Origin of the sequence: Chitinophaga lutea (assembly GCF_003813775.1) — a bacterium.
Taxonomy (GTDB): domain Bacteria; phylum Bacteroidota; class Bacteroidia; order Chitinophagales; family Chitinophagaceae; genus Chitinophaga; species Chitinophaga lutea.
The window spans coordinates 2,591,519-2,616,240 of sequence record NZ_RPDH01000002.1 but is presented as its reverse complement, the minus strand read 5'-3'; the positions used below and the strand labels follow the sequence as shown (position 1 = coordinate 2,616,240).

22 protein-coding genes are annotated in these 24,722 nt (G+C 52.7%); 9 read left to right on the top strand and 13 right to left on the bottom strand.

Annotated features, from left to right (window positions below):
- Window positions 1-31 precede the first annotated feature (31 nt).
- Entirely contained in the window at window positions 32-1,762 is a 1,731-nt protein-coding gene (locus EGT74_RS22965; protein WP_123848862.1) for a DUF4091 domain-containing protein, read from the top strand.
- Window positions 1,763-1,864: 102 nt separating this feature from the next.
- Here EGT74_RS22965 and ftsZ read toward each other — a convergent pair whose 3' ends face one another.
- From ftsZ to mraZ, 13 genes are all read right to left on the bottom strand, one after another.
- Entirely contained in the window at window positions 1,865-3,637 is a 1,773-nt protein-coding gene (gene ftsZ / locus EGT74_RS22960) for a cell division protein FtsZ (protein ID WP_123848861.1), read from the bottom strand.
- Window positions 3,638-3,744: 107 nt separating this feature from the next.
- Entirely contained in the window at window positions 3,745-5,160 is a 1,416-nt protein-coding gene (gene ftsA, locus EGT74_RS22955) for a cell division protein FtsA (protein ID WP_123848860.1), read from the bottom strand.
- 15 nt (window positions 5,161-5,175) lie between these two features.
- Window positions 5,176-6,192, bottom strand: coding sequence for a cell division protein FtsQ/DivIB (locus tag EGT74_RS22950; RefSeq protein WP_123848859.1), 1,017 nt, complete (start codon window positions 6,190-6,192; stop codon window positions 5,176-5,178).
- 78 nt (window positions 6,193-6,270) lie between these two features.
- Window positions 6,271-7,638 (bottom strand): UDP-N-acetylmuramate--L-alanine ligase, encoded by a 1,368-nt coding sequence (gene murC / locus EGT74_RS22945; protein ID WP_123848858.1) that lies wholly within the window; start codon window positions 7,636-7,638, stop codon window positions 6,271-6,273.
- 14 nt (window positions 7,639-7,652) lie between these two features.
- Complete coding sequence (gene murG / locus EGT74_RS22940; RefSeq protein WP_123848857.1) at window positions 7,653-8,744, bottom strand: undecaprenyldiphospho-muramoylpentapeptide beta-N-acetylglucosaminyltransferase; 1,092 nt, start codon at window positions 8,742-8,744, stop codon at window positions 7,653-7,655.
- A 72-nt stretch (window positions 8,745-8,816) separates the two neighbouring features.
- The gene (locus EGT74_RS22935) at window positions 8,817-9,986 is read right to left on the bottom strand and encodes an FtsW/RodA/SpoVE family cell cycle protein (RefSeq protein WP_123848856.1); all 1,170 of its coding nucleotides are present in this window, start codon (window positions 9,984-9,986) and stop codon (window positions 8,817-8,819) included.
- 17 nt (window positions 9,987-10,003) lie between these two features.
- Window positions 10,004-11,368, bottom strand: coding sequence for a UDP-N-acetylmuramoyl-L-alanine--D-glutamate ligase (gene murD / locus EGT74_RS22930; RefSeq protein WP_246008286.1), 1,365 nt, complete (start codon window positions 11,366-11,368; stop codon window positions 10,004-10,006).
- A gap of 77 nt (window positions 11,369-11,445) precedes the next feature.
- The gene (mraY, locus tag EGT74_RS22925; RefSeq protein ID WP_246008285.1) at window positions 11,446-12,639 is read right to left on the bottom strand and encodes a phospho-N-acetylmuramoyl-pentapeptide-transferase; all 1,194 of its coding nucleotides are present in this window, start codon (window positions 12,637-12,639) and stop codon (window positions 11,446-11,448) included.
- A 75-nt stretch (window positions 12,640-12,714) separates the two neighbouring features.
- Window positions 12,715-14,181 (bottom strand): UDP-N-acetylmuramoyl-L-alanyl-D-glutamate--2,6-diaminopimelate ligase, encoded by a 1,467-nt coding sequence (locus EGT74_RS22920; protein WP_123848854.1) that lies wholly within the window; start codon window positions 14,179-14,181, stop codon window positions 12,715-12,717.
- Window positions 14,182-14,322: 141 nt separating this feature from the next.
- On the bottom strand, window positions 14,323-16,374 hold the full coding sequence (locus EGT74_RS22915) for a penicillin-binding protein (protein WP_246008284.1): 2,052 nt from the start codon (window positions 16,372-16,374) through the stop codon (window positions 14,323-14,325).
- Between the two features lie 84 nt (window positions 16,375-16,458).
- Window positions 16,459-16,842 carry an FtsL-like putative cell division protein gene (locus tag EGT74_RS22910; RefSeq protein ID WP_246008283.1) on the bottom strand — a complete coding sequence of 128 codons (384 nt, stop codon included), beginning with the start codon at window positions 16,840-16,842 and terminating at the stop codon, window positions 16,459-16,461.
- A 78-nt stretch (window positions 16,843-16,920) separates the two neighbouring features.
- Window positions 16,921-17,829, bottom strand: coding sequence for a 16S rRNA (cytosine(1402)-N(4))-methyltransferase RsmH (gene rsmH, locus EGT74_RS22905; protein ID WP_123848852.1), 909 nt, complete (start codon window positions 17,827-17,829; stop codon window positions 16,921-16,923).
- Between the two features lie 11 nt (window positions 17,830-17,840).
- Entirely contained in the window at window positions 17,841-18,350 is a 510-nt protein-coding gene (gene mraZ, locus EGT74_RS22900) for a division/cell wall cluster transcriptional repressor MraZ (protein WP_246008282.1), read from the bottom strand.
- Between the two features lie 275 nt (window positions 18,351-18,625).
- Between mraZ and EGT74_RS22895 the strand changes: the two genes are divergently transcribed.
- The 8 genes from EGT74_RS22895 (at window position 18,626) to EGT74_RS22860 (ending at window position 24,651) form a co-directional block, all read left to right on the top strand.
- Entirely contained in the window at window positions 18,626-19,459 is an 834-nt protein-coding gene (locus EGT74_RS22895; RefSeq protein ID WP_123848851.1) for an outer membrane protein assembly factor BamD, read from the top strand.
- Window position 19,460: 1 nt separating this feature from the next.
- Window positions 19,461-19,769, top strand: a complete 309-nt coding sequence (locus tag EGT74_RS22890; RefSeq protein WP_232825935.1) for a DNA-directed RNA polymerase subunit omega — start codon at window positions 19,461-19,463, stop codon at window positions 19,767-19,769.
- 77 nt (window positions 19,770-19,846) lie between these two features.
- On the top strand, window positions 19,847-21,052 hold the full coding sequence (coaBC, locus tag EGT74_RS22885) for a bifunctional phosphopantothenoylcysteine decarboxylase/phosphopantothenate--cysteine ligase CoaBC (protein WP_123848850.1): 1,206 nt from the start codon (window positions 19,847-19,849) through the stop codon (window positions 21,050-21,052).
- Window positions 21,045-21,965, top strand: a complete 921-nt coding sequence (porD, locus tag EGT74_RS22880; protein ID WP_123848849.1) for a type IX secretion system protein PorD — start codon at window positions 21,045-21,047, stop codon at window positions 21,963-21,965. The genes coaBC and porD overlap by 8 nt, the downstream gene beginning before the upstream one ends.
- Window positions 21,966-22,427, top strand: a complete 462-nt coding sequence (locus EGT74_RS22875) for a DUF4296 domain-containing protein (RefSeq protein WP_123848848.1) — start codon at window positions 21,966-21,968, stop codon at window positions 22,425-22,427.
- Between the two features lie 18 nt (window positions 22,428-22,445).
- The gene (locus tag EGT74_RS22870; protein ID WP_123848847.1) at window positions 22,446-23,138 is read left to right on the top strand and encodes a CoA transferase subunit A; all 693 of its coding nucleotides are present in this window, start codon (window positions 22,446-22,448) and stop codon (window positions 23,136-23,138) included.
- An 11-nt stretch (window positions 23,139-23,149) separates the two neighbouring features.
- The gene (locus EGT74_RS22865; RefSeq protein ID WP_123848846.1) at window positions 23,150-23,806 is read left to right on the top strand and encodes a 3-oxoacid CoA-transferase subunit B; all 657 of its coding nucleotides are present in this window, start codon (window positions 23,150-23,152) and stop codon (window positions 23,804-23,806) included.
- A gap of 14 nt (window positions 23,807-23,820) precedes the next feature.
- Window positions 23,821-24,651 carry an aminotransferase class IV gene (locus EGT74_RS22860; RefSeq protein ID WP_123848845.1) on the top strand — a complete coding sequence of 277 codons (831 nt, stop codon included), beginning with the start codon at window positions 23,821-23,823 and terminating at the stop codon, window positions 24,649-24,651.
- The last annotated feature ends 71 nt before the right edge of the window (window positions 24,652-24,722 follow it).

Genomic DNA, 24,722 nt, shown 5'->3' with positions numbered 1-24,722 from the left:
ATATTTATTGCTTCCTAACACGCAATCAGCTATGATCAGACACGTTTTTGCCGCCCTGCTACTCGCGGCAATTGCCTCCGGCACACGCGCTCAGCAATCCAATTACAGCGAATTACCAGATCCCCGGCCTGTTGACCCGGTAGCCTGGAGCACAGTGAAACCAGGGACCCATGCATTTTTCGGAAGTGCCGATGTTCGCTACGACAAAATTTTTGCGCCGGATGCGGGTACACTTCGCTCGGCCTGGAAAACACAGGCCTGGAGAGGGGAGAAAGTACATACCCAGTTCGTGATCTATACCACCAAAGCCGTCAAGGCGGTGAGCATCGAAAAGTCCGACCTGAAAGACACAAAAGGCAATAAAATCCCATCTTCGGCCATCACCCCCGGTTTTATCCGCTACGTGATGACGGATGAGCTCAATAGCGAGGGCGGCGGCTGTGGCCACCGCAGACCGCAGGATTTTGATTCTTCGCTTGTCGCGGATGGGATCGACATCATTCCTGCCATCGACATCAACGCCAATAATGTACAGCCCGTTTGGCTGAGCGTGACCGTACCGCCCCAAACACCCGCCGGTGTTTACAAAGGCTCCATCCGGATAAAAACCGCATCCGGCTATCTGCCCGCGCCGCTTAACTATGAGATCACCGTTTCCGAGCGCGTGTTGCCGCAGCCAAAAGACTGGGCCTTCCACCTCGACCTCTGGCAGAGCCCGTATGCGATCGCACGTGTACATAATACCAAATTGTGGAGCAAGGAGCACTTTGACGCTATGCGCCCGTACATGAAAATGCTGGCGGATGCCGGTCAGAAAGTGATCACCACCAGCATCATCTACGACCCCTGGAACAGCCAGACCTACGATATTTACGGCGACATGATCAAATGGACGAAGAAAAAAGACGGCAGCTGGCTCTTTGATTATACGGTGTTCGACAAATGGGTGTCTTTCATGATGGAAATGGGCATCAGCAAACAGATCGCCAGCTTCAGCATGATACCCTGGAACCTGAAGTTTTTTTATTACGATGAGGCAGCGGGCAAAGATCTGGTGCTGACGGCCAAACCCGGTACGCCGGAATACGATCAGCACTGGCGCCCAATGCTGACGGATTTTGCCCGCCACCTCAAATCGAAAGGCTGGTTCGACATTACCTGCATCGCCATGGACGAACGCCCCCTGGAATCGATGCAAAGTGCTATCAAGCTGATACGCAGTGTAGATAAGGATTACAAGGTGTCCCTCGCGGGCCTGTACCATAAAGAGCTGGTGGACGATATATTTGATTATTGCCTCGCTTCCGGTCTTGATTTTACGAAGGAGGAAAAAGAAAAACGCCTCGCCAAAGGCTGGCCCAGCACGGTGTACACCTGCTGCTCCGAAGGTTTCCCGAACACCTTTACATTTTCCCCGCCGGCGGAGTCGGCCTGGCTGGGTTGGCACGCTGCTGCTAAAAACTATTCCGGATACCTGCGCTGGGCGTACAACTGCTGGGTGAAAGATCCGCTGCAGGACTCCCGTTTTAAAACCTGGGCTGCTGGTGATACCTACCTGGTATATCCCGGTCCGCGTTCTTCCATCCGTTTTGAGCGGATGATAGAAGGGGTACAGGCGTACGAAAAAATCAGGGTGCTGAAAGCCGCCGGGAAAGGTGCAGAGCTGGAGAAGGTGCTGAAGACGTTCGAGATCAACGCCCTCAAACAGAAAAAAGCGGCGGATATGGTGAATGCCGCCAATGCCGTATTGAACCGGTTGTAATTCAATGCAGACGGGCATATAAAGGAAAAATCCTCCGAGGAATCGGAGGATTTTTTTTAACACAACTAAAAAACAATCAAACGTAATATCATCTATAATTCATCAATCCGGCTTTTTCCCGTCTAAGAAGGTATTGATCGTATTGATTTCTGTCTGGTTATCCTGGTTGTTTCCCACGGTGTAGCCGGAATAGAACTGCTCGGCGGAGCCGGCGCCATTGTCCAGGTCTACATTGCGGCGGAGGTAGGCAGGAACGTTTTCGATTTCCTGGTTGTTCTCCATGTTTTTCACGTTAAAGCTGATGCTGCGGAGTTTTGCTACACGCTCCAGCTGTTTGCGTTTCTGTTCTTCCGCCTGTTCGTCGGGCAGCTGCTGGGGCAGGGCCTGTTGCGGTTGAGGCTGCGGCTGTTGCTCCGGTACGGCCGGTGCAGGCTCTTCCCTGAAGACCATTTTCATTTCAGGTTTATCGTCGGCGTTATTGGTACCGGCCGGTTCCACGTAAATATTGGACGGGCGGCTCAGGTAACCTCCGGAAACGGTGTTGCTGGCGTTGGTAGCGGTTTGCTGTTGCGCCTGCTGTACCTGTTGTACCGGCTGCTGCGGAGCCTGTTGTTGGGGCTGCGGAGCGGGAGCGGGCTCTACCGGCTCGATGTTAAGCGTGTAGGTTTCGCGGGCAGGAGGGGGTGGGGTGGGCTGTATATAGGCCGCGGCGGAAACGGGATGCGTTACCTGCGGTTCTACCAGCCGGGGCGCCATCACGTCTTTCACTTCTTCCGCCTCATCACTGAACAGCATGCCCTGGTTGTTCATTTTTTTCTCGTCGCCTTCGTTACCCAGCGTCATCACGATTTTGGGCTCCTCTTTCACAACAGGTTGCGCGTTTACCGCGGGTTTCTGCTGCTGGATGGGGTTCTGCTCAAAACCGGTGGCGATGATGGTTACACCCAGGTTGCGTTGCAGCGACTGATCGTAGCCCACACCGAGGATCACATCGCAATCTTCGCCGGCCATGCTCTGTACATAGGCCTGTATGGTATCCATTTCATCGAGCGTGTGCTCAAACTCGCCTTCGGCGGATGAAATGTTGATGAGTATCCATTTGGCGCCTTTGATATCGTTGTCGTTCAGCAGCGGGGAGGTAAGCGCTTCCTCGATGGCTTTCTGCGCACGGTATTCTCCTTCCGCCACGGCCGCGCCGAGGATAGCCACACCGCCGTTGCGCATAACGGTACAAACGTCCGCAAAGTCAACGTTGATCTGGCCGGTGGAGTTGATCACATCGGTGATACACTTGGCCGCCGTGGCCAGTACGTTATCTGCTTTTTCGAAAGCGGCCTTGAATTTCAGGTCTCCGAATTTCTGGCGCAGCTTATCGTTGGAAATGATCAGCAGCGTATCCACATATTCTTTCAGGCGGTTGATGCCCTCTTCGGCCTGCAGCATTCTCTTTTTCCCTTCGTAGGAAAAAGGAGTGGTTACGATGCCGACGGTGAGGATGCCCAGCTCTTTACAAATTTTGGCGATGATGGGAGCGCCGCCGGTGCCGGTGCCGCCGCCCATGCCTGCGGTGATGAACGCCATTTTGGTATTCACCTCCAGTATTTTTTTGATTTCTTCAAAGGATTCTTCCGTAGCCTGTTCACCAATCCGGGGATTGGCGCCTGCTCCCAAACCCTGTGTGAGATGGGGCCCCAGCTGCACCTTGTTGGGCACGGGACTGTTTGCAATCGCCTGTGCGTCGGTATTGCATATAATGAAGTTCACCCCGTCTATGTTCTGACTGAACATGTGGTTCACCGCATTGCTTCCACCGCCACCAATGCCTATCACTTTGATGATGGAGGATTTTTCCTTTGGAAGATCAAAATGTATCATGACTCTACTCTTTAAATGGGTTAGTATTTGGTGTACCGTTCCTTACACTCCTGTTTTGACTCGTATTTAAAAAATCGGTTATTACTTGCAACAATCACGCCACAGCCTTACAACCGTGCGTCTTCCTCTTCGGTGAACATGTCGATGATTTTTGTTTTCATCCTGTCAAGGAAACCTTTGAGGGAAGCGTTTCTTTCTTTCGCTTTCCTGTCCTGCCGTGCGTCCGCCGTTTCGTGTATGATGTCTTCTTCCTCTTCTTCCGTCCAGTCTTCAGCACCCTGCTGCCTTGCGGCTTTCTCTTTGGCGATGTAGCTGGTATTGATTTTAACGTAATTCTCCTCGAGGGCTCTTTTGTCGTTTTCGTAATCGTTGTACCCTTTCAGAATGAGGCCTACGCAGGTGGCATACATCGGCTTGGTGAGCTCATCTGTATGGCCGCTGGCCAGGTGTTCGTTCGGGTAGCCGATGCGGGCGCTTACGCCAGTGGTGTATTCGGTTAACTGTATAAGATGTTTCAGTTGGGAGCCGCCACCAGTGAGGATGATACCGCCGTTCAGCATTTTATTGTCCATGCCGATCTGTTTGAGGTGATATACCACAAAATCGAGTATCTCGCTCATCCGGGCCTGGATGATGTGCGCCAGGTTCTTCACCGAAATTTCTTTCGGGCTCTGGCCGCGCAGGCCGGGAATGGTGATGTATGCGTTGTTTTTCGCCTCGTCGGCCAAAGCGTAACCGAACTGCACCTTCATCTGCTCCGCCTGCGTTTTCAGCACACCCAGGCCGTTTTTGATGTCGTTCGTGATGTTTTCGCCACCGTAGGGGATTACAGCGGTGTGTTTCAGCACACCTTCATAGAACACCGCCAGGTCGGTGGTGCCGCCACCGATGTCCACAATCGCAACGCCGGCTTCAAAGTCCATGTCGCACATCACCGCGGCGGCAGAGGCCAGCGGCTGCAGCACGAGGTCTTTGATCCGCAGGCCGGACTTCTCCACACTGCGGTTGATATTACGGATGGCATTTTTGTCGCCCGTAATGATGTGGAAATTGGCGCCCACCTTCACCCCGCTCATGCCGATGGGGTAGGTGATGTTCTGCAGGCTGTCTACGATGTACTGCTGCGGAATCACGTCAATGATCTGGTCACTGGCGGGAATCACCGTTTTGTACTGGTCGTTGATCAGCTGGTCAATGTCTTTCTGGGAGATCTCCGCGTCCGTGTCGTTGCGAACGATGTCGCCACGGGTCTGAAGACTTTTTATGTGATGGCCAGCGATACCTACATACACCTCGTTAATTTCGAGGTTGGGGTTAGATGCATAGCAGTTTTCCAGAGCCTGTCTGATAGCCTTGATTGTTTGATCGATATTCAGTACCATACCGTGCTGAACACCGAATGATGGGGCCTTCCCGAATCCGAGGATTTCCAATTTCCCGTATTCATTCTTCCTTCCTGCGATGGCTGCTATCTTCGTGGTTCCAATGTCGAGACCTACAATGATGGGAGCTTCCTGATTCATGGTTCTATATTGTTTTTAGTTGCGATTACGATTACTGTTTGGTTTATATACTGCCTTGGGCTTTGTTGCCGCCGCCTTTGCGGGCTTGCGGGCATCGGGCTTTTTAGCAGCTGCCGGTTTGTTTTCTTTTGCCTTTTCTTTCGGCTTTGCGGTTGCCGCCGCTACGGGTGCCGGTGCATGGTCATCGTCCACAGCCACATCGGCTACGGTTGAATCTTTATACATTGGCGGGGGCGGTGCGCTTTTGCCATCTCTTCTCGTTCCGATCACTTCGTCCTGGTAAGCAATATTTATCCTTGAATATGTATTCCATCCTGTTTTGCTCAAACCTTCGCGGTAGAAGATGAGCAGTTTGGCGAATTTGTTTTCGATGTCTGTCCCTTCCCCGAACACCACCACGTGGTTACCGAATTTCGGGGTGATCTCGAACTTCCGGTCGCCGGTGATCACGATCTGTTCCACCTGTGCGTTCCAGAATGTGTCGGCCGATACGAAACGCGCCATGTCGCGCATCTGCAGATACAGCAGGCTGTCTTCTTTCCTCAGCTGCTGCGCATCGGTAGGGAAGCCGGTAAAAACGGGCACCCTGGCCGAAAAGCGGTCCGATACCGGGATGCGCTCCCCATCCCCGTCGAGGTAAAAACTGTTGCCGGAGAAGGTGAACACACGGGCGAGCGGGTCGCGCTGTTCCACTTCCACGTTGAGCAGCTGCTGGTTATCAAAGAACAGTTCCGCACTGCGTACCCAGGGGTCACGCTCCACCGTTTTTTCGAGGATGGCGATGTTGATGCTGCTGATCGTTTTGCCAACCGGGTTTTGCGTGCCGTCGCCGCTGATGAGGGCTTTGATGTCTTTTTTATCGATAAAGGCATTGCCGCCATCTCCTTTCATCGTCACTTTAATGCCTTTGCATTTGCTGTTGTCGCGGTCGTTTACGGCTGCAACCAGCAATACGGAAAAGCCCGTGAGCGCGCCGCCCCAGAGGAGCATGCGGCCGATGCGTTTAAAGGCTGTTTTCGTTTTCGGTTGCATGTTGTATGCGTTTTTTAATAGAATGTTATGTCCAGCTTACTTCATCAATAACCCCACCACATGAGCATGGCTTACCTGTTAGTTTGCCTGTGCTTTTTCCAATAACTCCCGCACGGGTTCTCTCAGCAAATCGATATCTCCGGCGCCGGCGGTTATTACCAGTTCCGGCTCCTGTGTTTTCAGCCAGGCGGGCACTTCGTCGCGTGGCATGATCTTTACCTGCGGGCCTTTGATACGATCGGCGATCATGTCGCTGGTGACCCCTTCTATCGGCAATTCTCTCGCCGGGTAGATGGGGAGCAGGATGACTTCGTCTGCCAGGGACAGCGTTTCGCCGAAGCCGTCTGCAAAGTCGCGGGTACGGGTGAAAAGGTGCGGCTGGAAGATGACGGTGCACTTCTTCCCGCGGAACAGCGATTTGGCGCTGGTGATCAGCGCGCGCAGCTCTTCGGGATGGTGTGCGTAGTCGTCTATATACACCATGTTGTTCTTTTTCACCAGGTATTCAAAACGCCGGCGGATGCCTTTGAAATCGGCTACCGCGGCTCTTATTTTTTCGTTGCCGATGCCCAGCAGATGCGCCACGCCAATGGCGGCCACCGCATTTTCGACATTGTGCATACCGCCGATATGCAGCTGTACATTGTCGATCATCCAGTCCTGCTGCACCACGTCGAATTCGTATCCGCCGTTATCCATGCGGATGTTGGTGGCGTAAATGTCGGCCGCATCGTTCTGCAAGCTGTACCACAGCTTGTTGTCTCCCTTCAGTTCCGAGCCGCGTGCGAGGCCGTGCCGGGCCAGCAGGGTACCGTTGGGTTTGATATTGCCGGTGTACTGGATGAAAGCTTCTTCCACTGCCTCTCCGGTGCCATAGATATCGAGGTGGTCGGGATCCATGGCGGTGAGCACGGCAATGTCAGGGCTCAGTTTCAGAAAAGAGCGGTCGTATTCATCCGCTTCGATCACCGCTACCGGTTTTTCGCTGCTCCAGAAGTTTTTACCGTAATTGGAGCTGATGCCTCCCAGGAAAGCGTTGCAGCCGTACCCGCTATGCCGCAGCAGGTGTGCGATCATCGTAGATACGGTGGTTTTGCCGTGCGTGCCTGCTACCGTGATGGCAAACAGTTCGCGGGTGATTTCCTGGAGCACATCGCTGCGTTTCACAACCTCGTAGCCGTTTTCCCGGTAATACACAAGCTCTTTCTGTGTGGCGGGAATGGCAGGAGTGTACACCACGAGGTCCGCCGCTTTGTCGATCTGCTCCAGGTCTTCCGTATAGTGAATGCGGATGCCTTCCGCTTCCAGCTGTTGCGTCAGTTGGGTGGAGGTACGGTCGTACCCGCTCACCACCGCTCCTTTTTCATGAAAGAAGCGGGCGATGGCGCTCATGCCTATACCGCCGATGCCGACAAAGTAGATCCTATGTATCTGTTTTAATTCCATCCGGGAATTTATATTTAAATGAGCCCGAGCACTGCCCGGGCTATGGTCATATCTGCGTTTGTATTGCCCAGCGGAGCGATGTTTCTTTCCAGCTGCTCCATCAGGGCTTTGTTTTGCACCAGGCTAAGCGTTTCGTTCACGAGCCTGCTGCCGGCCTCATCATCTTTGATGAGAAGGGCCGCTTTTTTATTTACCAGGCTCATGGCGTTCATGGTCTGGTGATCTTCCGCCGCAAAAGGGTAAGGCACAAATACCACCGGCTTTTTAACCACGCAGAGCTCTGCGATAGCCAGGGCGCCGGCCCTTGAGATCACGGCATCGGACGCTTTGTAGGCAAAGTCCATGACGTTGATGAAGTCGTACACCTTTACATGCGTGGCGAAAGGTGCGGCGGCTGCCTTCGCCTGTTCGTAATACAGTTTGCCGGTTTGCCAGATCAGCTGTACGTCCGCATTCACAAAATCCGCCAGGCGGGGCAGGATAGCCTCGTTGATGGATTTTGCGCCCAGACTGCCGCCTACCGCCAGGATGGTGGGTTTGCCCATCATCAGGCCGAAGTGGCGCAGCGCTTCGTCTTTGGCAACGGCGCTTTGTGAAATGGCGCTCCTAACGGGATTGCCGGTGTATAACAGCTTTTCCGCCGGGAAAAATTTTTCCATCCCTTCGTACCCGGTGCAGATTTTCGTTGCTTTGCGGCCCAGCCACTTGTTGCTTTTGCCGGCGTAGGAATTCTGCTCCTGTATGAGGGTGGGAATACCTTTCTTCTGTGCGGCTTTCAGGATGGGGAAGCTGGCGTAACCACCCACTCCCACGGCCACATCCGGCTGGAAACGCGCAAGAATATTGCGGGCCTGGCGGAGGCTTTTCAGCAGCTTGAACGGCAGCAACAGGTTCTTGAACATGTTGCTGCGGTTAAAGCCCGCGATCTCCAATCCTTCGATCGGATAGCCTGCCTGCGGCACTTTTTCCATTTCCATTTTGCCGGTGGCGCCCACAAAGAGAATATCAATGTCCGGCTCCAGTTTGCGGAGCGCGTTTGCAATGGCAATGGCCGGGAAGATGTGACCTCCTGTACCGCCGCCTGCTATGATTACTTTGTGTGCCAAATCAGTTCGTTATCAAATATCCTTTTATAAAAATGGCGCGCTCACATTTACGTGCGCACGCAGATTATTCCTTTATGCCGCAATTGCGGGATTGGTAACCTCCTGAGTTTTATCGCCCGTTTCTTCCACATTTCGCGACACACTCAGAATGATGCCGATCGCCAGGCTCGTGAATATCACCGACGAGCCGCCCATACTCACCAGCGGCAGGGTTAAACCTGTAACCGGCAGCAGGTGCACGTTTACCGCCATATGCATCAGGGCCTGTATAACCAATGTTACGCTTAGGCCCAGGGCCAGAAATGCGCCAAAGGCATACGGACAGTTTTTGAATATCCTGATACTTCTCAAGAGCAAAATGAGGTAAGCCGCCAACACCAAAAAGGCGCCAAAGATACCATACTCTTCAAGAATAATTGCATAAATAAAATCAGAATAAGGGTGCGGCAGAAAATTTCTTGCCGTACTGTTACCCGGCCCTTTGCCCACCACGCCGCCGCCTGCGATGGCAATCATCGACTGCTGTACCTGGTAGGGGGTATCTTCGTCGTTGCTGCTGAAAAAACTTTCGATACGGGATACCCATACACCGGTACGGCCTTTGTCGCCCGTAGCCTTGGCAATGGCGAACATCAGCACTACCAGCAGCAATGCGCCACCCACCATCGACAGCAGGAATTTCAGGGGTACCCTGCCGATAAAACAAAGCAGCATGCAGCTGGCGCCCAGCAGCAAAGCCGTACTCATGTTGGCCGGCATGATGAGCGCGCAGATCACGCCTACGGGCACGATGATCGGCAGGAATCCTTTTTTGAAATCCGTGATCACCTGCTGCTTGCGCGACAGCTGGCGCGATACGTACATGAACAACGCCAGCTTGGCGATGTCTGAAGTCTGGAACGTGAGGTTGATCACCGGTAGCCTGATCCAGCGGCTGGCGTCGTTCAGGTTGGAGCCAAACGCCAGGGTATAGATCAGGAGCGGAATCGACAGCAGAAAACCGATCTGCGCCACGCGTGAATAAATGGTATAATTCACCCGGTGCGCGAAATAGATGATCAGCACGCCCAACAGCAGTACAGACAGCTGCTTGAACAGATAGTATTCCGTATGCCCGCTGTAAACGCGGTATGCCAAAGAGCCGGTTGAACTGTACACAGCCAACAAGCTTACTGCAGACAGGAAGAACACGATCGTCCAGATCACCTTATCGCCTTTTGTCCTTTGAAGTAAGTTGTTCACGTGTATGGTTTTAAAAATTAAAGTTCTCTCACCGCGTCCTTGAACTGGTGGCCGCGCTCTTCATAGTTCTTGAAGAGGTCGAAGCTCGCGCAGGCGGGGGAGAGCAATACCACATCGCCTTTGCTGGCGAGCTGGAAGGCGGAGTTGACCGCATCTTTCATATTGTCGGTATTCACCATCACTTCCATGTCTTTCGACAGCGCTTCGTGGATAGGCCGGTTGTCGACCCCAAGGCAAACGATGGCTTTCACCTTTTCGCGAACCAGTTCGCGGATGGCGCTGTAGTCGTTTCCTTTGTCCACACCACCCATAATCAGGATGACCGGGCGTTCCATGCTTTCGAGGGCGAACCATACGGAGTTAACGTTGGTCGCCTTGCTATCGTTAATAAAATCTACACCGCGCACAGTGGCCACGTACTCCATCCGGTGCTCCAGACTTTTGAAGGTGCTGAGGCTTTCACGGATTTTTTCTTTCCGTATATCCATGGTGCGGCCTGCAATACCTGCTGCCATTGAATTATACAAATTATGTTTACCTTTTAATGCCAGGTCGTACATAGACATAATTACGGGTTCGTCTTTCACGTTGATGTTCACCTGGTCGTTCTCGATAAATCCACCTTCTTTCAATTGTTCCATAATGCTAAAAGGTATTGGTTCTGAATAAATGGGTTTCATTGCTAAATAATTCCTGATCTCCGGATCATCTTTGCAATAGATAAAATAATCTTCTTTCGTCTGGTTCATGGCTATGCGGAATTTTGACGCCACATAGTTTTCCATTTTATAATCATAGCGGTCCAGGTGATCGGGGGTGATGTTCAGGAGGATGGCTACATCCGGTTTGAACGCCACGATATCGTCCAGCTGGAAGCTGCTGATTTCGATGATGTAATAGTCAGCGGGCTCGATGGTTACCTGGCGGGCGTAGCTTACGCCGATGTTACCTACCAGTGCGGCATTGAGGCCGGCTGTTCTGAAAATGTGGTAAGTGAGCGCCGTTGTGGTGCTTTTACCGTTACTACCCGTGATGGCAATGATCTTTTTGTCTTTACTGTACCGCCAGGCCAGTTCTATCTCCGAAATCACCGGTACGCCGCGCTCCCGCACTTTTTTCATCAGCTCCGACTTTTCCGGAATGCCCGGGCTCTTCACGATTTCATCCGCACTGAGTATGATATCCCAGGAGTGATGGCCTTCTTCGAACGCGATGTGGTTGACGGCCAGTTCCTGTTTATAAATGTCTTTGATCTGCCCGCCGTCCGACACAAATACCTCGAACCCCTGCTTCTTTCCCAGCAACGCCGCGCCGATTCCGCTTTCTCCTGCTCCTAGTATGACGAGTTTCATGAGTTCATATTTGTCTTTCAGTGGTCTCATGTCGCTTACTTTGTAAGGGTCATGAGTTATTTATGTCTTTTTTCCGGTCTTTTGAACTTACATGCGTAAGTTTCATCCTACCTCATTTTTAAAGTTGCGATGGCAAACACCACACACATCACGGTTACAATCCAGAAGCGAACGGCGATTTTGCTTTCGTGATAGCCGAGTTTCTGGTAGTGGTGATGCAGGGGGCTCATCAGGAACACTCTTCTGCCTTCGCCGTACTTTCGTTTGGTGTATTTGAAATAGGCTACCTGTATCATCACGCTGAGGTTTTCCACGAAAAACACACCGCAGATGATGGGGAGCAGCAATTCTTTTCTTACAATGATGGCCAGGGAGGCGATGATGCCGCCCAGGGCAAGGCTACCGGTATCGCCCATGAACACCTGGGCGGGGTAGGCGTTGTACCAGAGAAAACCCACGCAGGCCCCCACAAAGGCGGCGATGAAGATCGACAGCTCACCGAGGTTGGGGATGTACATGATGTTGAGGTACTCCGCAAACTGGATGTTGCCGCTCACGTACGCAAAAATCCCCAGACCGATGCCGATCACGGCAGAGACGCCGGTGGCCAGTCCGTCGAGCCCGTCGGTGAGGTTGGCGCCGTTAGAAACCGCGGTGATGATGAGGATGACTACGAGGATGTACAGCACGAAAGTGTATTTCTCCGCACCGGGAATCCAGGAAATCAGCTTTGCATAGTTGAACTCGTGGTTTTTTACGAACGGAATGGTGGTGATGGGCGTTTTTACGTCCACGAACCGCTGACCGTCGGGCGTTGTGCGCTCGGAGCTGCTCACCACTCTTTCGTACGGCGCCAGTTTTTTGTCGCTCATGATTTCGCGGCTCATCACCACGTTGTCGTTGAAATACAGGGTAGCGCCCACGATCAGGCCGAGGCCCACCTGGCCGAGTATCTTGAACTTGCCGGCGAGGCCTTCTTTATTTTTCTTGAATACTTTGATATAATCGTCGATAAACCCGATCAGGCCCAGCCAGATGGTGCTGAGCAGGATGAGCAGGATGTACACGTTGAGCACCCGGGCAAACAGCAGGGTGGGGATGATGATGGCGGCCAGGATGATGAGGCCTCCCATAGTGGGGGTCCCTTTTTTGGTTTGTTCGCCAGCCAGGCCGAGGTCGCGAACGGTTTCGCCGATTTGTTTCCGCTGGAGGTATTTTACGATACGCTTACCCAGCAGCAATGAGATCACGAGCGACAGCAACAGGGCCATCGTTACACGGAAGGTGATGTATTGCCACATCCCGGTTCCGGTGTAATTGAATTCAGTTTTTAGATAATTGAACAGATAATATAACATATATAAAGGATCGTGATCTTACTTTTCAAATAGTTCAAATGTTTCGTTCAGTACCTGTTTATCGTCGAACGGATGTTTTACGCCGCTGATTTCCTGGTACTTCTCGTGGCCTTTGCCGGCAACGAGAATGATATCTTCCTGTTGCGCCAGACTGCAGGCGGTTTTGATGGCTTCGCGGCGGTCGGCGATGGAAATTGTTTTTTTCCGCTGGGGAGCCGCTACCCCGGCTTCCATCTGCCGGATGATCTCCGCCGGGTCTTCCGAGCGGGGATTATCGGAGGTGAATATCACCCGGTCGCTGTGCTCTGCCGCTACTTCTCCCATCACGGGCCGTTTGGCTGTATCCCGGTCTCCGCCGCAACCCACCACGGTGATGATCTGCTCGTGGCCCTGGCGCAGGTTTTTGATGGTAGCCAGCACGTTAAGGAGTGCATCGGGGGTATGGGCATAATCGACAATGCCGATCACCCGCTGGTTTTTGGAGATGATATAATCGAAGCGGCCTTCGGCGCCCTGGATATTGCTGAGGGCAGCCAGCACACGGTCTTTATCTTCTCCCAGCAGTACGGCCGCGCCGTATACCGCCAGCAGGTTGTAGGCATTGAATTCGCCGATGAGGCGGAAGTGAACTTCTTTCACCCCGATCGTCATCACCAAACCGGTAAGACTGTTCTCCAGGATTTTCCCTTTGAAATCCGCCATACTGCGCAGGCTGTAGGTGGCTTTACGGGCTTTGGTGTTCTGCAGCATCACATTCCCGCGCTTGTCGTCGAGGTTGGTGAGGGCAAAAGCCGAAGCCGGAAGGTTGTCGAAGAAACTCTTCTTCACCCGGATGTATTCGTCGAAGGTTTTATGATAGTCGAGGTGATCGTGCGTGATATTTGAAAAAACGCCGCCCGCGAACTTCAGCCCCGCGATGCGTTGCTGGTGCACGGCGTGTGAGCTCACTTCCATGAACGCATAGAGGCAGCCTTCCGCCACCATGTCGGCCAGCAGCGCGTTGAGGCTGATGGGATCCGGTGTGGTATGGGTGGCCGGCACGATGCGGTCGCCGATCTGGTTCTGTACGGTCGACAACAGGCCGCAATGATAGCCCAGCTGTGTGAACAGGCGGAAGAGGATGGTGGCGATGGTGGTTTTGCCGTTGGTGCCGGTTACGCCTACCAGTTTCAGTTGGTGCGAAGGGTTGTCGTAGAAATTGCCGGCGATGATGCCGCTGGCCTGCGCGCTGTTGGCCACCTGCACGTAACAAACGTTCGGAGCCGTCGTTTCCGGCAGGGTTTCACACACCACTGCGGCAGCGCCCTGCGCTACGGCTTTGGAAATGTACGCATGTCCGTCGGCCGCCGCGCCGCGGATGGCAATGAACACGCCGCCTGCTTTCACCTGCCGGGAGTCAATAAACAAAGCCTGTACGGCAATGTCGTTATTGCCCTGCACCTGCAGGATGTTGACGTTGTATAATATTTCGCGCAGCGTTTTCATGAATGCTTTTCCTCTTGTCTTGCTGGTCTGATGAAGCGTTTCCGTTTCATCAGACCATTGATCTTTTATATTTGCCCGGCGGAACCGGGTGTTTAATGTATTTTATCGGTACGACGGTCCCATGCTGTCATTTTCTTACCCTCATCCCAATTCGATCACGATCGTTTGTTCTTTCCCGACCGGGCTTCCGCCCTGGATGGATTGGGTATTCACTTTTCCTGCTCCTTTGATCACCACCCGCAGGCCGGCGTTTTCGAGGAGGTAGAGTGCGTCTTTCAGGCCCATTCCTTTCACGTCCGGTACTACACCGGGAGCCGTTTTCACCGGTGAAAAGGTGAGCTTGTTGTTTTTGATGTCGGCGTTCACCCAGTTGGAAGCCGTGAGCGCGCCTTCGAACGGCAGTTTGAGGGTGCGTGCCACGCTGCGCCATTCGCTGCCTTTCCCGCCTTTCATAGCCATCAGGGTGTCGAGCGAAGTATTCCCTTCGAGGGAGCGCGGTTTTTGGATGGCCAGCGCGTACAGTTTGTCTGCCACTTCACGGAACACCGGGCCGGCTACTGTGCCGCCGTAAAACTTGGCTGCGTGCGGCTTGTTTTTGATCACCACCACGCAAGTGTATTGCGGGTCTTCGGCAGGGAAATAACCTGCGAAAGACGACTGGTAAATTTTATCTGCATACCCCCTGTTGCCATTGGCCACCAGCGCGGTACCGGTTTTGCCGGCAAAGCGGTAATAAGGCGTTTGCAGTTTCACGGCCGTACCGTTGAGCACCACGCCTTCGAGCATATCCCGCAGTTGGGCGAGGGTGCGGGCAGAACAGATACTGTCGTTCAGAACCACCGGCTCAAACTGGCGGATGGGCTGGCCATATTCCATGATGGAGTTGACCAGGTAAGGTTTCATCATTTTGCCGTTGTTGGCAACAGCGTTGTACAGCATGGCCGTTTGTAACGGGCTTTGCAATACGTTGTAGCCGAAGGCCATCCAGGGCAGGGTCACCGCACTCCAGTGTTTACTGGCGGTGGTGGGAATATTCGGCCGTCCTTCGCCCACCAGGTCGATGCCGGTAAACTGGTCGAGGCGCAGTTTTTTCAGATGGGCGGCAAACTCGTTCGGTTTTTTATAGTAGAACTGGTAGGCGAGTTTTGCCATGGCCACGTTGGAACTGCGTTCGAAAGCACGTTTTACCGTAACGGTGGTGAGGTGGTGCGGCTCCGAGTCATACACTACACGGCGGTTGATGGGCCACCTGCCGTAGTTAAGATCTACCAGCGTGTTGGTGTTGGCGTAGCCATCTTCCATGATGGCGATCATTGTGGCCACTTTGAAAGTAGAGCCGGGCTCGCCCACCATCAGGGCATAGTTCATATCCTCCCAGTAGCTGCCGTCTTTCTGGCGGCCGAGGTTGGCGATCGCTTTGATTTTGCCTGTTTTCACTTCCATCAGGATGCAGGTGCCGTGCTGCGCTTCGTTCTGGATCATCATCTTCATGAGGGCGTTTTCGGCGATGTCCTGCATGTTCACGTCGAGCGTGGTGATGATGTCTTTGCCGTTTTCCGGTTCGATATCGTATCCTTCCACGGGCATGTAGGTACCGCCGGCGATACGGCGCATCAGGCGTTTGCCGGTTACGCCGCTGAGGCTGCTGTCGTAGGTTCTTTCGAGGCCTACGTTCTGCGCGTTTTCGCGGGCCAGGCCGATGGTGCGGTTGGCGAGGAGTTTAAAGGGGTTGATGCGTTTGTTTTTCGTTTCGGCAATCAGGCCGCCTTTGTTCCTGCCGAGGCGGAACATGGGGAAGTTGCGCACAGCCTGGTATTCGTCGAAACGGATGTCGCGTTTCAGCAGAAAATAGCGGTCTTTGTCCTTGAATCCTTCGCTCAGCATTTTTTTGTACTGGGCGGCGGTGCGGTCGCGGAACAGATTGGCGAGGTAATACGACAGGGAGTCGATATTATCTTTAAAAATGCTCTTCTTGGGGTCCTGCAATCCATCTGCTTTAAAGTCGATGCGGAGGTCGAAGTAGGGGATGGAGGTGGAGAGCATGCGGCCTTCTTCGGAGTAGATGGTGCCGCGGTCGGCGTCGAGGTCCATAAAAGAGGTGTGCAGGCTGTCGGCCAGGCTGCGCCATTTGTCTCCTTCTACCTGCTGGATAAAAAAGACTTTGCCGAGGATGGCCACGGCAAATACACCCATGCCAATAAAGCAGAGGTATGCTCGCCATAGTATGTCCTTTTTAATCTCCATTTGCCGGGTTCGGTGTCAGTATCTTTTAATAAATTATTGTGCTGCTTCGGCAGCTTTCACTTCAATCCGCTGCGGTGGGGTGCTCAGTTCTTTTAATCCCAGCGGTTCCACGGCTTTGCTCACTTCACTCAGTTTGCTGCGGAACATCAGTTCACTTCTCACGCTCAGGTACTCCCACTTCAGTTCTTTTATTTCTTTGCTCAGCTTGTTGATTTTACGGACCTTTTTTTCGGCCAGGTGGCTGTTGGCGATATAGACCAGCGCAATCACGGCCAGAAAAAGGATGAAGGGCAGGTTCTGCGTGATCAGCTTGTAGTTGATCCGGAGGCGCCATTCTCTTCGGGGCTCCCGGGGCAGCTCAGCTGCGCTTTCCGCGCCTGCTTCTTCGTTGATATGCTTTTCTTCTTCCCGCAACACATTACAAGGTTTAGCAACAGTTATATGATATCTGATTTTTCTTAGTAACAGGGGATAGGATGGAAGTAACAATAACGGCTATATCTTTTCTGCGACGCGTAACTTGGCGCTCCGGCTCCGGGGGTTAGCCCTTAATTCTTTCTCACTGGCCGTTACGGGTTTTTTCGTGATCAGTTTGAACAGCTTCGGCGGTGTTTCAAAACTGTAAGGATTTTCATCCGCCGTTTCGAAGCTGCCTCCCTTCATGTAGTTTTTCACCAGCCTGTCTTCCAACGAGTGGAAGGTGATGATGGCCAGTTTGCCGCCGGGCTTCAGTACGGTGGAAGACTGGGTGAGCAGGTCTTTCAGCGCGCCCAGTTCATCGTTCACTTCTATTCTGAGTGCCTGGAACACCTGGGCCAGGTACTTTGCGGGGTTGCCTTTCACGATGGGCTGGATCAGCGATTTGAATTCTGCGATGGTCCTCAGTGGGTGCGCCTTCCGCAGCTGTACGATTGTTTTAGCCAGGGTGCGGGAATTGGTGACTTCCCCGTAGTCCTGGAACAGCTGGTGCAGATGTTGCTCCGAATAGGTCTGCAGAATATCGGCCGCGGTGGTGGCGTTCCGGGTGTCCATCCGCATGTCGAGGTTGCCGTCGAAGCGGGTGGAAAACCCCCTGGCGCCGGTGTCGAACTGGTGCGATGAAACCCCGAGGTCGGCCAGCAGGCCGTCCGCGTCCAGAGCTTTGTGCAGTTTGGCGAACCGCTGCAGGTGCCTGAAGTTTTCGCGAACAAACACCACCCGCTCATCCGGAATCCGGTTGCGGTAGGCGTCCTCATCCTGGTCGAACACGATCAGCCGGCCCTGAGGGCCTAATTGTTCCAGGATTGCCCTGGAATGGCCGCCGCCACCGAAAGTGGCGTCGATATAGGTGCCGTCGGGCCGGATCTGTAAATTCTCCACCACTTCGTGGAGCAAAACTGGCAAGTGATATCCGGATGTTTCCATACTTGCCGTTTTTACAGAACCGGGTTTGATGAACCATCCCCGCCGCCCATTACCTGTTGGGCCAGACTGCTGAAGGCTTCCGGTGAAAAATTATCAAAGAACTCCTGGTATTTCGTTTTATCCCAAATCTCAATCTTGTTGTTGGCGGCCGTCAGCACGATGTCCTTATCCAGTCCCGCATGCGCCATCAGGTTCTTCGGGATGTTCAGCCGCCCTGCACTGTCGAGCTCCAGAATAGTGGCACCGTTCAGAAAATAGCGACGGAATTCCCTAACTTTCGGGTCAAAATCATTCAGCTTGCCGATTTTCTCCTGTATGGGTTGCCACTCGTTCATCGGGTACAACGTCAAACACTTTTCGAAGCCGCGGTTCAGCACAAACTGGTTGCCCGCACTCTCTGCTATCTGCCGTTTAAATCCGGCAGGGAGCAGGAAGCGCCCTTTTGCGTCCAGCGTTGCTTCATATTCTCCGAGAAAACCCGTCATGCTTCGTTTTAGGTGTTGATTTCCATTTTCTAACACAAAATAACACTTTTTCCCACTTTTAACCGAAAAAATGAATTATATATTTTTTCCACAGGAATATAATGCCTGCCAGAAAGCGGTTGAGGGGTGTTGAATGCGACAGGGGTGTGGATATTGATATTAGTCATGTGGATAAAATGTGTAAATGTGACGCTTGCCTGTGAATAATCCCCAATCAACCTCAAAATCACTGTTTTTGCAAAATTTTAACGCCGCCTATTATAGTGTTACCTTTTTTTGCTTTTAATTCGTACCTTCGCGATTCTTTTTTTATGAGGAAAATTCTCTTGTTTACCGGCCTTTTGGCCTTTACTATTGGCGCAGTCTCCTGTAACAGGGAGCTCCGGAAGATCGAAAAAAGCAACGATCTGGAGAAAAAGCTGGCCTATGCCGATAAGATGTACGAAAAGAAGAAGTACCAGATGGCGCAGACGCTGTATGAGGAGATGATCCCCGTATTTAAAGGCACTGACAAGTTTGAAGGGCTTTATTATAAATATGCGTACTGCTCTTTTTACCTGAAAGACTATACCCAGGCGGCTTTTCACTTCAAAAACTACCTGGATGCGCTGCCCAGCAGCCCCCGTGCACAGGAAATAGACTACCAGCAGGCCTACTGCTACTATAAACTGTCGCCCAAAGTGCCGCTGGACCAGACCAATACCATGAAAGCCATCGCTTCCATGCAGACTTTCATCAATTCCTACCCGAATTCCGACAAGGTGGCCGAGGCCAATGTGGTAATAGAACTGTTGCGCCGCAAGCTGGAGCAGAAGGAGTATAATGCCGCTGAGCTGTACTATAACCTGGGGCATTACAAATCGGCCGGGGTGTCGTTCAAAAGCCTGATGAGGGCCTACCCCGATTCGGATAAGAGCGACAACTACAAGTACATGGCTATCAAGGCCTACTACCTGTACGCCAAAAACAGCATTCCCGTAAAGCAGAAAGAACGATATGAAACGGTGGTGACCGAATTCCTGGAGTTTTCAGACCGGTACCCCAACAGCAAATTGCGTTCAGATGCGGAAAAATACTTTACCTTAGCAAAAAATAACATTAAACACCTGGAAAATGAGCAAAATAAAGAGAAGTCTAACCAGTAGTATGAACCCCTGGGTAGAAACCAGGAACACGACTGACATCAAGAACAGAACCGGTAACCTGTATGAATCCATTGCCATTATTGCCAAAAGGGCAAACCAGATCAATATTACCGTAAAAGAAGAGCTGCATTCCAAACTGGAAGAGTTCGCGAGCCATACGGATAACCTGGAAGAAGTGCATGAGAATAAAGAGCAGATCGAAATCTCCCGTTTTTATGAAAGACTGGCGAATTCTGCTATTCAGGCTACCAACGAGTTCCTGGAAAACAAAATTTACTTCCGTAAGAACGACGACGATCTGTATAGCTGATCCTCGCATCGTTTATCGCGAAATATATTAACTTCATAGCGGCAGAATGTTTTGTTCTGCCGCTTTTGTTTTGTTGCATGTTACAAGGAAAGAAAATTCTATTAGGGGTTTCAGGCAGCATCGCGGCTTACAAGGCCGCCATACTGGTGCGCCTGCTGGTAAAGGAAGGCGCCCAGGTAAAGGTGCTCATGACGCCGGCGGCCTGCGATTTCATTACCCCGCTCACGCTATCCACCTTATCTAAAAACGATGTAGGGGTGACCATCAGTGAAAACGGCAGCTGGAGCAACCACGTAATGCTCGGCCGCTGGGCCGATGTAATGCTCATTGCGCCCGCCTCCGTGAACACCATCGCCAAAATGGCCAACGGCATCTGCGACAACCTGCTGCTGGCTGTTTATTTGTCCGCCACCTGTCCGGTACTGTTTGCCCCGGCCATGGATGAGGACATGTGGCTACACCCTGCCACCAAAGCCAATGTAGCCCGCCTGCTCTCTTACGGCCACCGTCAGTTGCCCGTTCATAAAGGGGAACTGGCCAGCGGCCTCTTCGGCGAAGGCCGGATGGCGGAACCGGAAGCCATCGTATCCTACCTCTATAGCTTTTTCAGCGCCGGCAACCAGACGAAACCGCTGGCCGGCAAAAAAGCCCTTGTATCCGCCGGCCCTACCCAGGAGCCGATCGACCCGGTGCGTTTCATCAGCAATCATTCCAGTGGGAAAATGGGCATTGCCCTTGCCGAGGCACTTGCCGAAGCAGGCGCAGCCGTGGAACTGGTACTGGGGCCCACTCATTTGAGCACCCTGCATACCGGCGTGCGCATCAGCCGGGTGGTGACCGCCGCAGACATGTTCGACCGTTGCTCGGAACTGGCGCCTTCGGCCGACATCATCGTGATGGCTGCCGCCGTGGCAGATTACCGGCCCCGGAACGTGGCGGATAAAAAGATCAAGAAGAAAGACGAGGAGATGAGCCTGGAGCTTGAAAAAACAACCGACATCGCCCGCTCCCTCGGCGCACAGAAAAAAAACGGGCAGGTACTGGTGGGCTTTTCGCTCGAAACCAACAACGAAAAGGAATACGCCCTTAAAAAACTACAGGATAAAAACCTCGACATGGTGGTGCTCAACTCCCTGAACGACGCCGGCGCCGGGTTTAACCACGATACCAATAAAGTAACGCTGCTCTCCCGCAACGGGCATGAGCAGGCATTGCCCCTCCAGTCGAAACAGGAGGTGGCCCGCAACATTGTTCTGGCCATAATCGATCTGCAACATGCTTAAAAGGATTGTTTTCTTTTCCCTTTGCCTGCTTGCCTGCTTCCGCACCAGCGCGCAGGAATTAAGAGCCAATGTGTCCGTTCAGGCATCGCCCCAGCTGGGCAACAGCACCGACAGAAAGGTGTTTTCCACGCTGCAGACGGCCATGTCCGAATTCATCAACAATCGCCGCTGGTCAGACGATGCGTACACGCCCGCGGAACGCATCGAATGCAACTTCCTGCTGACGATCAACGCCGCACTCGGCAACAATACCTACCGGGCCACGCTCACCATCCAGGCCACCCGCCCCGTGTACAATGCCGGGTATGTTACCAGCATCCTCAATACGCAGGACCCGAACGTGGTGTTTAAGTACGTGGAATTCCAGCCCCTGGAGTTCAACGAACAGCGCATAGTGGCCAACGACCCGCTGGTGGCCAATCTCACCGCCATCCTCGCTTATTACAACTACATCATCCTCGGGCTCGATTACGATTCGTTTTCACCCCGCGGCGGCGATAATTTCTTCAAAAAGGCGCTCAATATCGTCAATAACGCGCCCGACGGGAAAGACATCTCCGGCTGGAAAGCCTTTGAAGGCAACCGTAACCGCTACTGGCTGCAGGATAACCTGATGAACGTAAAGTTCGCCCGTTTTCATGATGTGATGTACCAGTATCACCGCCTCGGCCTCGACCAGATGTATGAAGACACCAACAAAGGCCGCGCATCGATCATGAACTGCCTCAACCTGCTGATGGGCATTCACCAGGAACTGCCCAACTCCATGCTGCTGGCGGCTTTCTTCAATGCCAAGAATGATGAACTGGTGAAAATATTTTCCAAAGCGCCGCCGCAGGAAAAAGCACGGGCGGTGCAAATGCTCGCACAACTGGATGTGCCGAATGCGAATAAATATCAGCAATTAAAATAAATGATGAACTTCAGAAAGATAGCCGGTGTTGTATTGTTAAGTGTGTTGTTCGCCTGCGGACAGGCGGATAAAACGCCGGCAGACGTGATACCGCCCGATAAGATGCGCGATATTTTGCTGGATATGAATTATGCGGAGATCTACGGCCGCGACCCCGGCGTGGATACCACCAGGGTGGCGGATTCCGTACGGGAACTGAACATCAAGAAATATTATGTGCAGATACTGCAACTGCACAAGGTTTCGAAAGACGAATTCATGCATAGTTACCGGTACTATGAAGCACATTCCGATAAATTGGAAGTCATCTACAAACAGATGCAGGACATCGTGAAAAGCAGGCGGGACGTGATGGATTCGATCGAGAAAAGAGAGTCAGACAGGAAATTCGGCATAGAAAAAAGAACGCACTGGGACTCGCTGTATTGTCCGACCGACAGCATGCGACTGATTTTGCCCTGAACCATATAACACCAAAACATGCAGAAAGTAATTGCAAACGCCGATGATGCCGTCAAAGACATACCCAGCGGCGCCACCCTTATGCTGGGAGGTTTCGGCCTGTGCGGCATTCCCGAAAACAGTATTGCGGCGCTGGTGCGCAGCGGCATCAACAACCTCACCTGCATTTCCAACAACGCGGGCGTGGATGATTTCGGCCTGGGGATGTTGCTGAAAACCAGGCAGATTAAGAAGATGATGTCGTCGTACGTAGGTGAAAACGCCGAGTTCGAACGGCAGTTATTGTCCGGCGAACTGGAAGTGGACCTCATTCCGCAAGGCACCCTGGCCACACGCATCCAGATGGCCGGTATGGGCATTCCCGCTTTTTTTACGCCCGCCGGTTATGGCACCGAAATCGCCGAAGGAAAAGAAACCCGCCGCTTCAACGGAAAGGATTATCTCATGGAGCTGGCGCTGCACGCCGATTTTGCCATTGTGAAAGCCTGGAAGGGCGATACGATGGGCAACCTGGTGTTTCGTAAAACCACGCGTAATTTCAGCACTTCCATGGCCAAGGCCGGCAATATCACTATTGCCGAAGTGGAAGAGCTGGTGCAGCCCGGGGAGCTGGATCCCGATCACATTCACGTGCCCGGCATCTATGTGCACCGCATTTTCCAGGGGAGCGGATATGAAAAGCGCATAGAGCGCAAAACCGTTAAAATCTAAAATGTACTGTTATGGCCCTCGATAAATATGGAATTGCGATACGCATTGCCCGGGAATTGCGCGACGGGATGTACGTCAACCTCGGCATCGGCATCCCCACGCTGGTGAGCAACTTTGTGCCCGCGGAGATCTCTATTATGCTGCAGTCGGAAAATGGTATGCTGGGCATGGGGCCTTACCCCGATGAAGAGGCCGTAGATGCCGACCTCATCAATGCCGGCAAGGAAACCGTGACGGTATTGCCCGGCGGGGCTTTTTTCGACTCCGCGGAAAGTTTCGGGATGATACGCGCCGGTAAGGTGGATTTGACGGTGTTGGGGGCGATGGAAGTGTCTGACACCGGCGATATCGCCAATTGGAAAATACCCGGTAAAATGGTCAAAGGCATGGGTGGGGCGATGGACCTGGTGGCGTCTGCCAAGAACATCATTGTGGCCATGATGCACACCAATCCGAAAGGGGAAAGCAAATTACTGCCCCAATGCAGCCTGCCGTTAACAGGTGTTAAATGTGTGAAAAAAATCGTGACCGAACTGGCCGTACTCGATGTTACACCCGAAGGGTTTCAGCTGCTGGAACGTGCTCCGGGAGTGAGTGTGGATGAAATCAAGGCTAAAACTGCGGGCCGGCTGGTGATAAAAGGCGATGTTCCTGAAATGGTTTTATAATCGTAACTTACAGTATGCAATTGTGTTATAACGGAAAATTCATGGCGGCCGACAAACCGTTGCTGACCGTAGATAATCGCAGTTTCAGGTATGGCGATGGTTGTTTTGAAACCATGAAGGTGTACCAGGGGCAGTTATTGCTGGCCGATCTTCATTTTGAGCGGTTGATGATGAGCCTGCACCTCCTTCATTTTCACATTCCGCGGCATTTTACCAAAGAATATTTTACGGGCTTGGTGCTCGATTTGTGCCGCGTCAGCGGCGTAAGCGACCTTGCACGGGTGCGGCTCACCATCTGGCGGAGCGGCACCGGTTTATATGATCCCGTTGATCATACACCGGAATTCATCATCCAGTGCTGGAAACTGCCCAGGCATATTTTCGAGCTGAACGATGCCGGCCTCACCCTCGATGTTTTCCCGGACGCCATCAAACCCGGTGACAAGTTTTCCAACGTTAAATCCAACAACTGCCTGCCATACGTGCTGGCGGCCCTTTACGCCAAAGAGCACCAGCTCAGCGAATCCATCCTGCTGAACCAGTATGGCCGCATTGCAGATACTACCATCGCCAATATTTTTGTGGTGAAGGGGAACGACGTGATCACCCCTCCGCTCAGCGAAGGCTGCGTCTGCGGGGTAATGCGCAAGCACCTCCTGCAAACCGACATGCCCTTCAAGGTAAAAGAACAGCCGCTGACCATCAGCGACCTGGAAAGCGCGGATGAAGTATTCCTCACCAACGCCATTTACGGCGTGCGATGGGTAGGCCAGTTCCGCGATACCAGCTATGGCAATGCCGCTTCGGTGATCCTGCACGATTTGTTGTATGAGTCGATGCTGTGAAGTAGCTCATCTGCAATGGCTGTTAGGTCAGGGCCGCAATGCTGATGATTGTGAGTACTAACAAATCGCGG

Excerpts from the sequence above, each read along its gene's own strand:
- EGT74_RS22965 (WP_123848862.1), top strand. The coding sequence starts at position 32 with ATGATCAGACACGTTTTTGCCGCCCTGCTACTCGCGGCAATTGCCTCC.
- ftsZ (WP_123848861.1), bottom strand. The coding sequence starts at position 3,637 with ATGATACATTTTGATCTTCCAAAGGAAAAATCCTCCATCATCAAAGTG.
- ftsA (WP_123848860.1), bottom strand. The coding sequence starts at position 5,160 with ATGAATCAGGAAGCTCCCATCATTGTAGGTCTCGACATTGGAACCACG.
- EGT74_RS22950 (WP_123848859.1), bottom strand. The coding sequence starts at position 6,192 with ATGCAACCGAAAACGAAAACAGCCTTTAAACGCATCGGCCGCATGCTC.
- murC (WP_123848858.1), bottom strand. The coding sequence starts at position 7,638 with ATGGAATTAAAACAGATACATAGGATCTACTTTGTCGGCATCGGCGGT.
- murD (WP_246008286.1), bottom strand. The coding sequence starts at position 11,368 with ATGAGACCACTGAAAGACAAATATGAACTCATGAAACTCGTCATACTA.
- mraY (WP_246008285.1), bottom strand. The coding sequence starts at position 12,639 with ATGTGGCAATACATCACCTTCCGTGTAACGATGGCCCTGTTGCTGTCG.
- EGT74_RS22920 (WP_123848854.1), bottom strand. The coding sequence starts at position 14,181 with ATGAAAACGCTGCGCGAAATATTATACAACGTCAACATCCTGCAGGTG.
- EGT74_RS22915 (WP_246008284.1), bottom strand. The coding sequence starts at position 16,374 with ATGGGTGTATTTGCCGTGGCCATCCTCGGCAAAGTCTTTTTTATCCAG.
- rsmH (WP_123848852.1), bottom strand. The coding sequence starts at position 17,829 with ATGGAAACATCCGGATATCACTTGCCAGTTTTGCTCCACGAAGTGGTG.
- EGT74_RS22895 (WP_123848851.1), top strand. The coding sequence starts at position 18,626 with ATGAGGAAAATTCTCTTGTTTACCGGCCTTTTGGCCTTTACTATTGGC.
- EGT74_RS22890 (WP_232825935.1), top strand. The coding sequence starts at position 19,461 with ATGAACCCCTGGGTAGAAACCAGGAACACGACTGACATCAAGAACAGA.
- coaBC (WP_123848850.1), top strand. The coding sequence starts at position 19,847 with ATGTTACAAGGAAAGAAAATTCTATTAGGGGTTTCAGGCAGCATCGCG.
- porD (WP_123848849.1), top strand. The coding sequence starts at position 21,045 with ATGCTTAAAAGGATTGTTTTCTTTTCCCTTTGCCTGCTTGCCTGCTTC.
- EGT74_RS22875 (WP_123848848.1), top strand. The coding sequence starts at position 21,966 with ATGATGAACTTCAGAAAGATAGCCGGTGTTGTATTGTTAAGTGTGTTG.
- EGT74_RS22870 (WP_123848847.1), top strand. The coding sequence starts at position 22,446 with ATGCAGAAAGTAATTGCAAACGCCGATGATGCCGTCAAAGACATACCC.
- EGT74_RS22865 (WP_123848846.1), top strand. The coding sequence starts at position 23,150 with ATGGCCCTCGATAAATATGGAATTGCGATACGCATTGCCCGGGAATTG.
- EGT74_RS22860 (WP_123848845.1), top strand. The coding sequence starts at position 23,821 with ATGCAATTGTGTTATAACGGAAAATTCATGGCGGCCGACAAACCGTTG.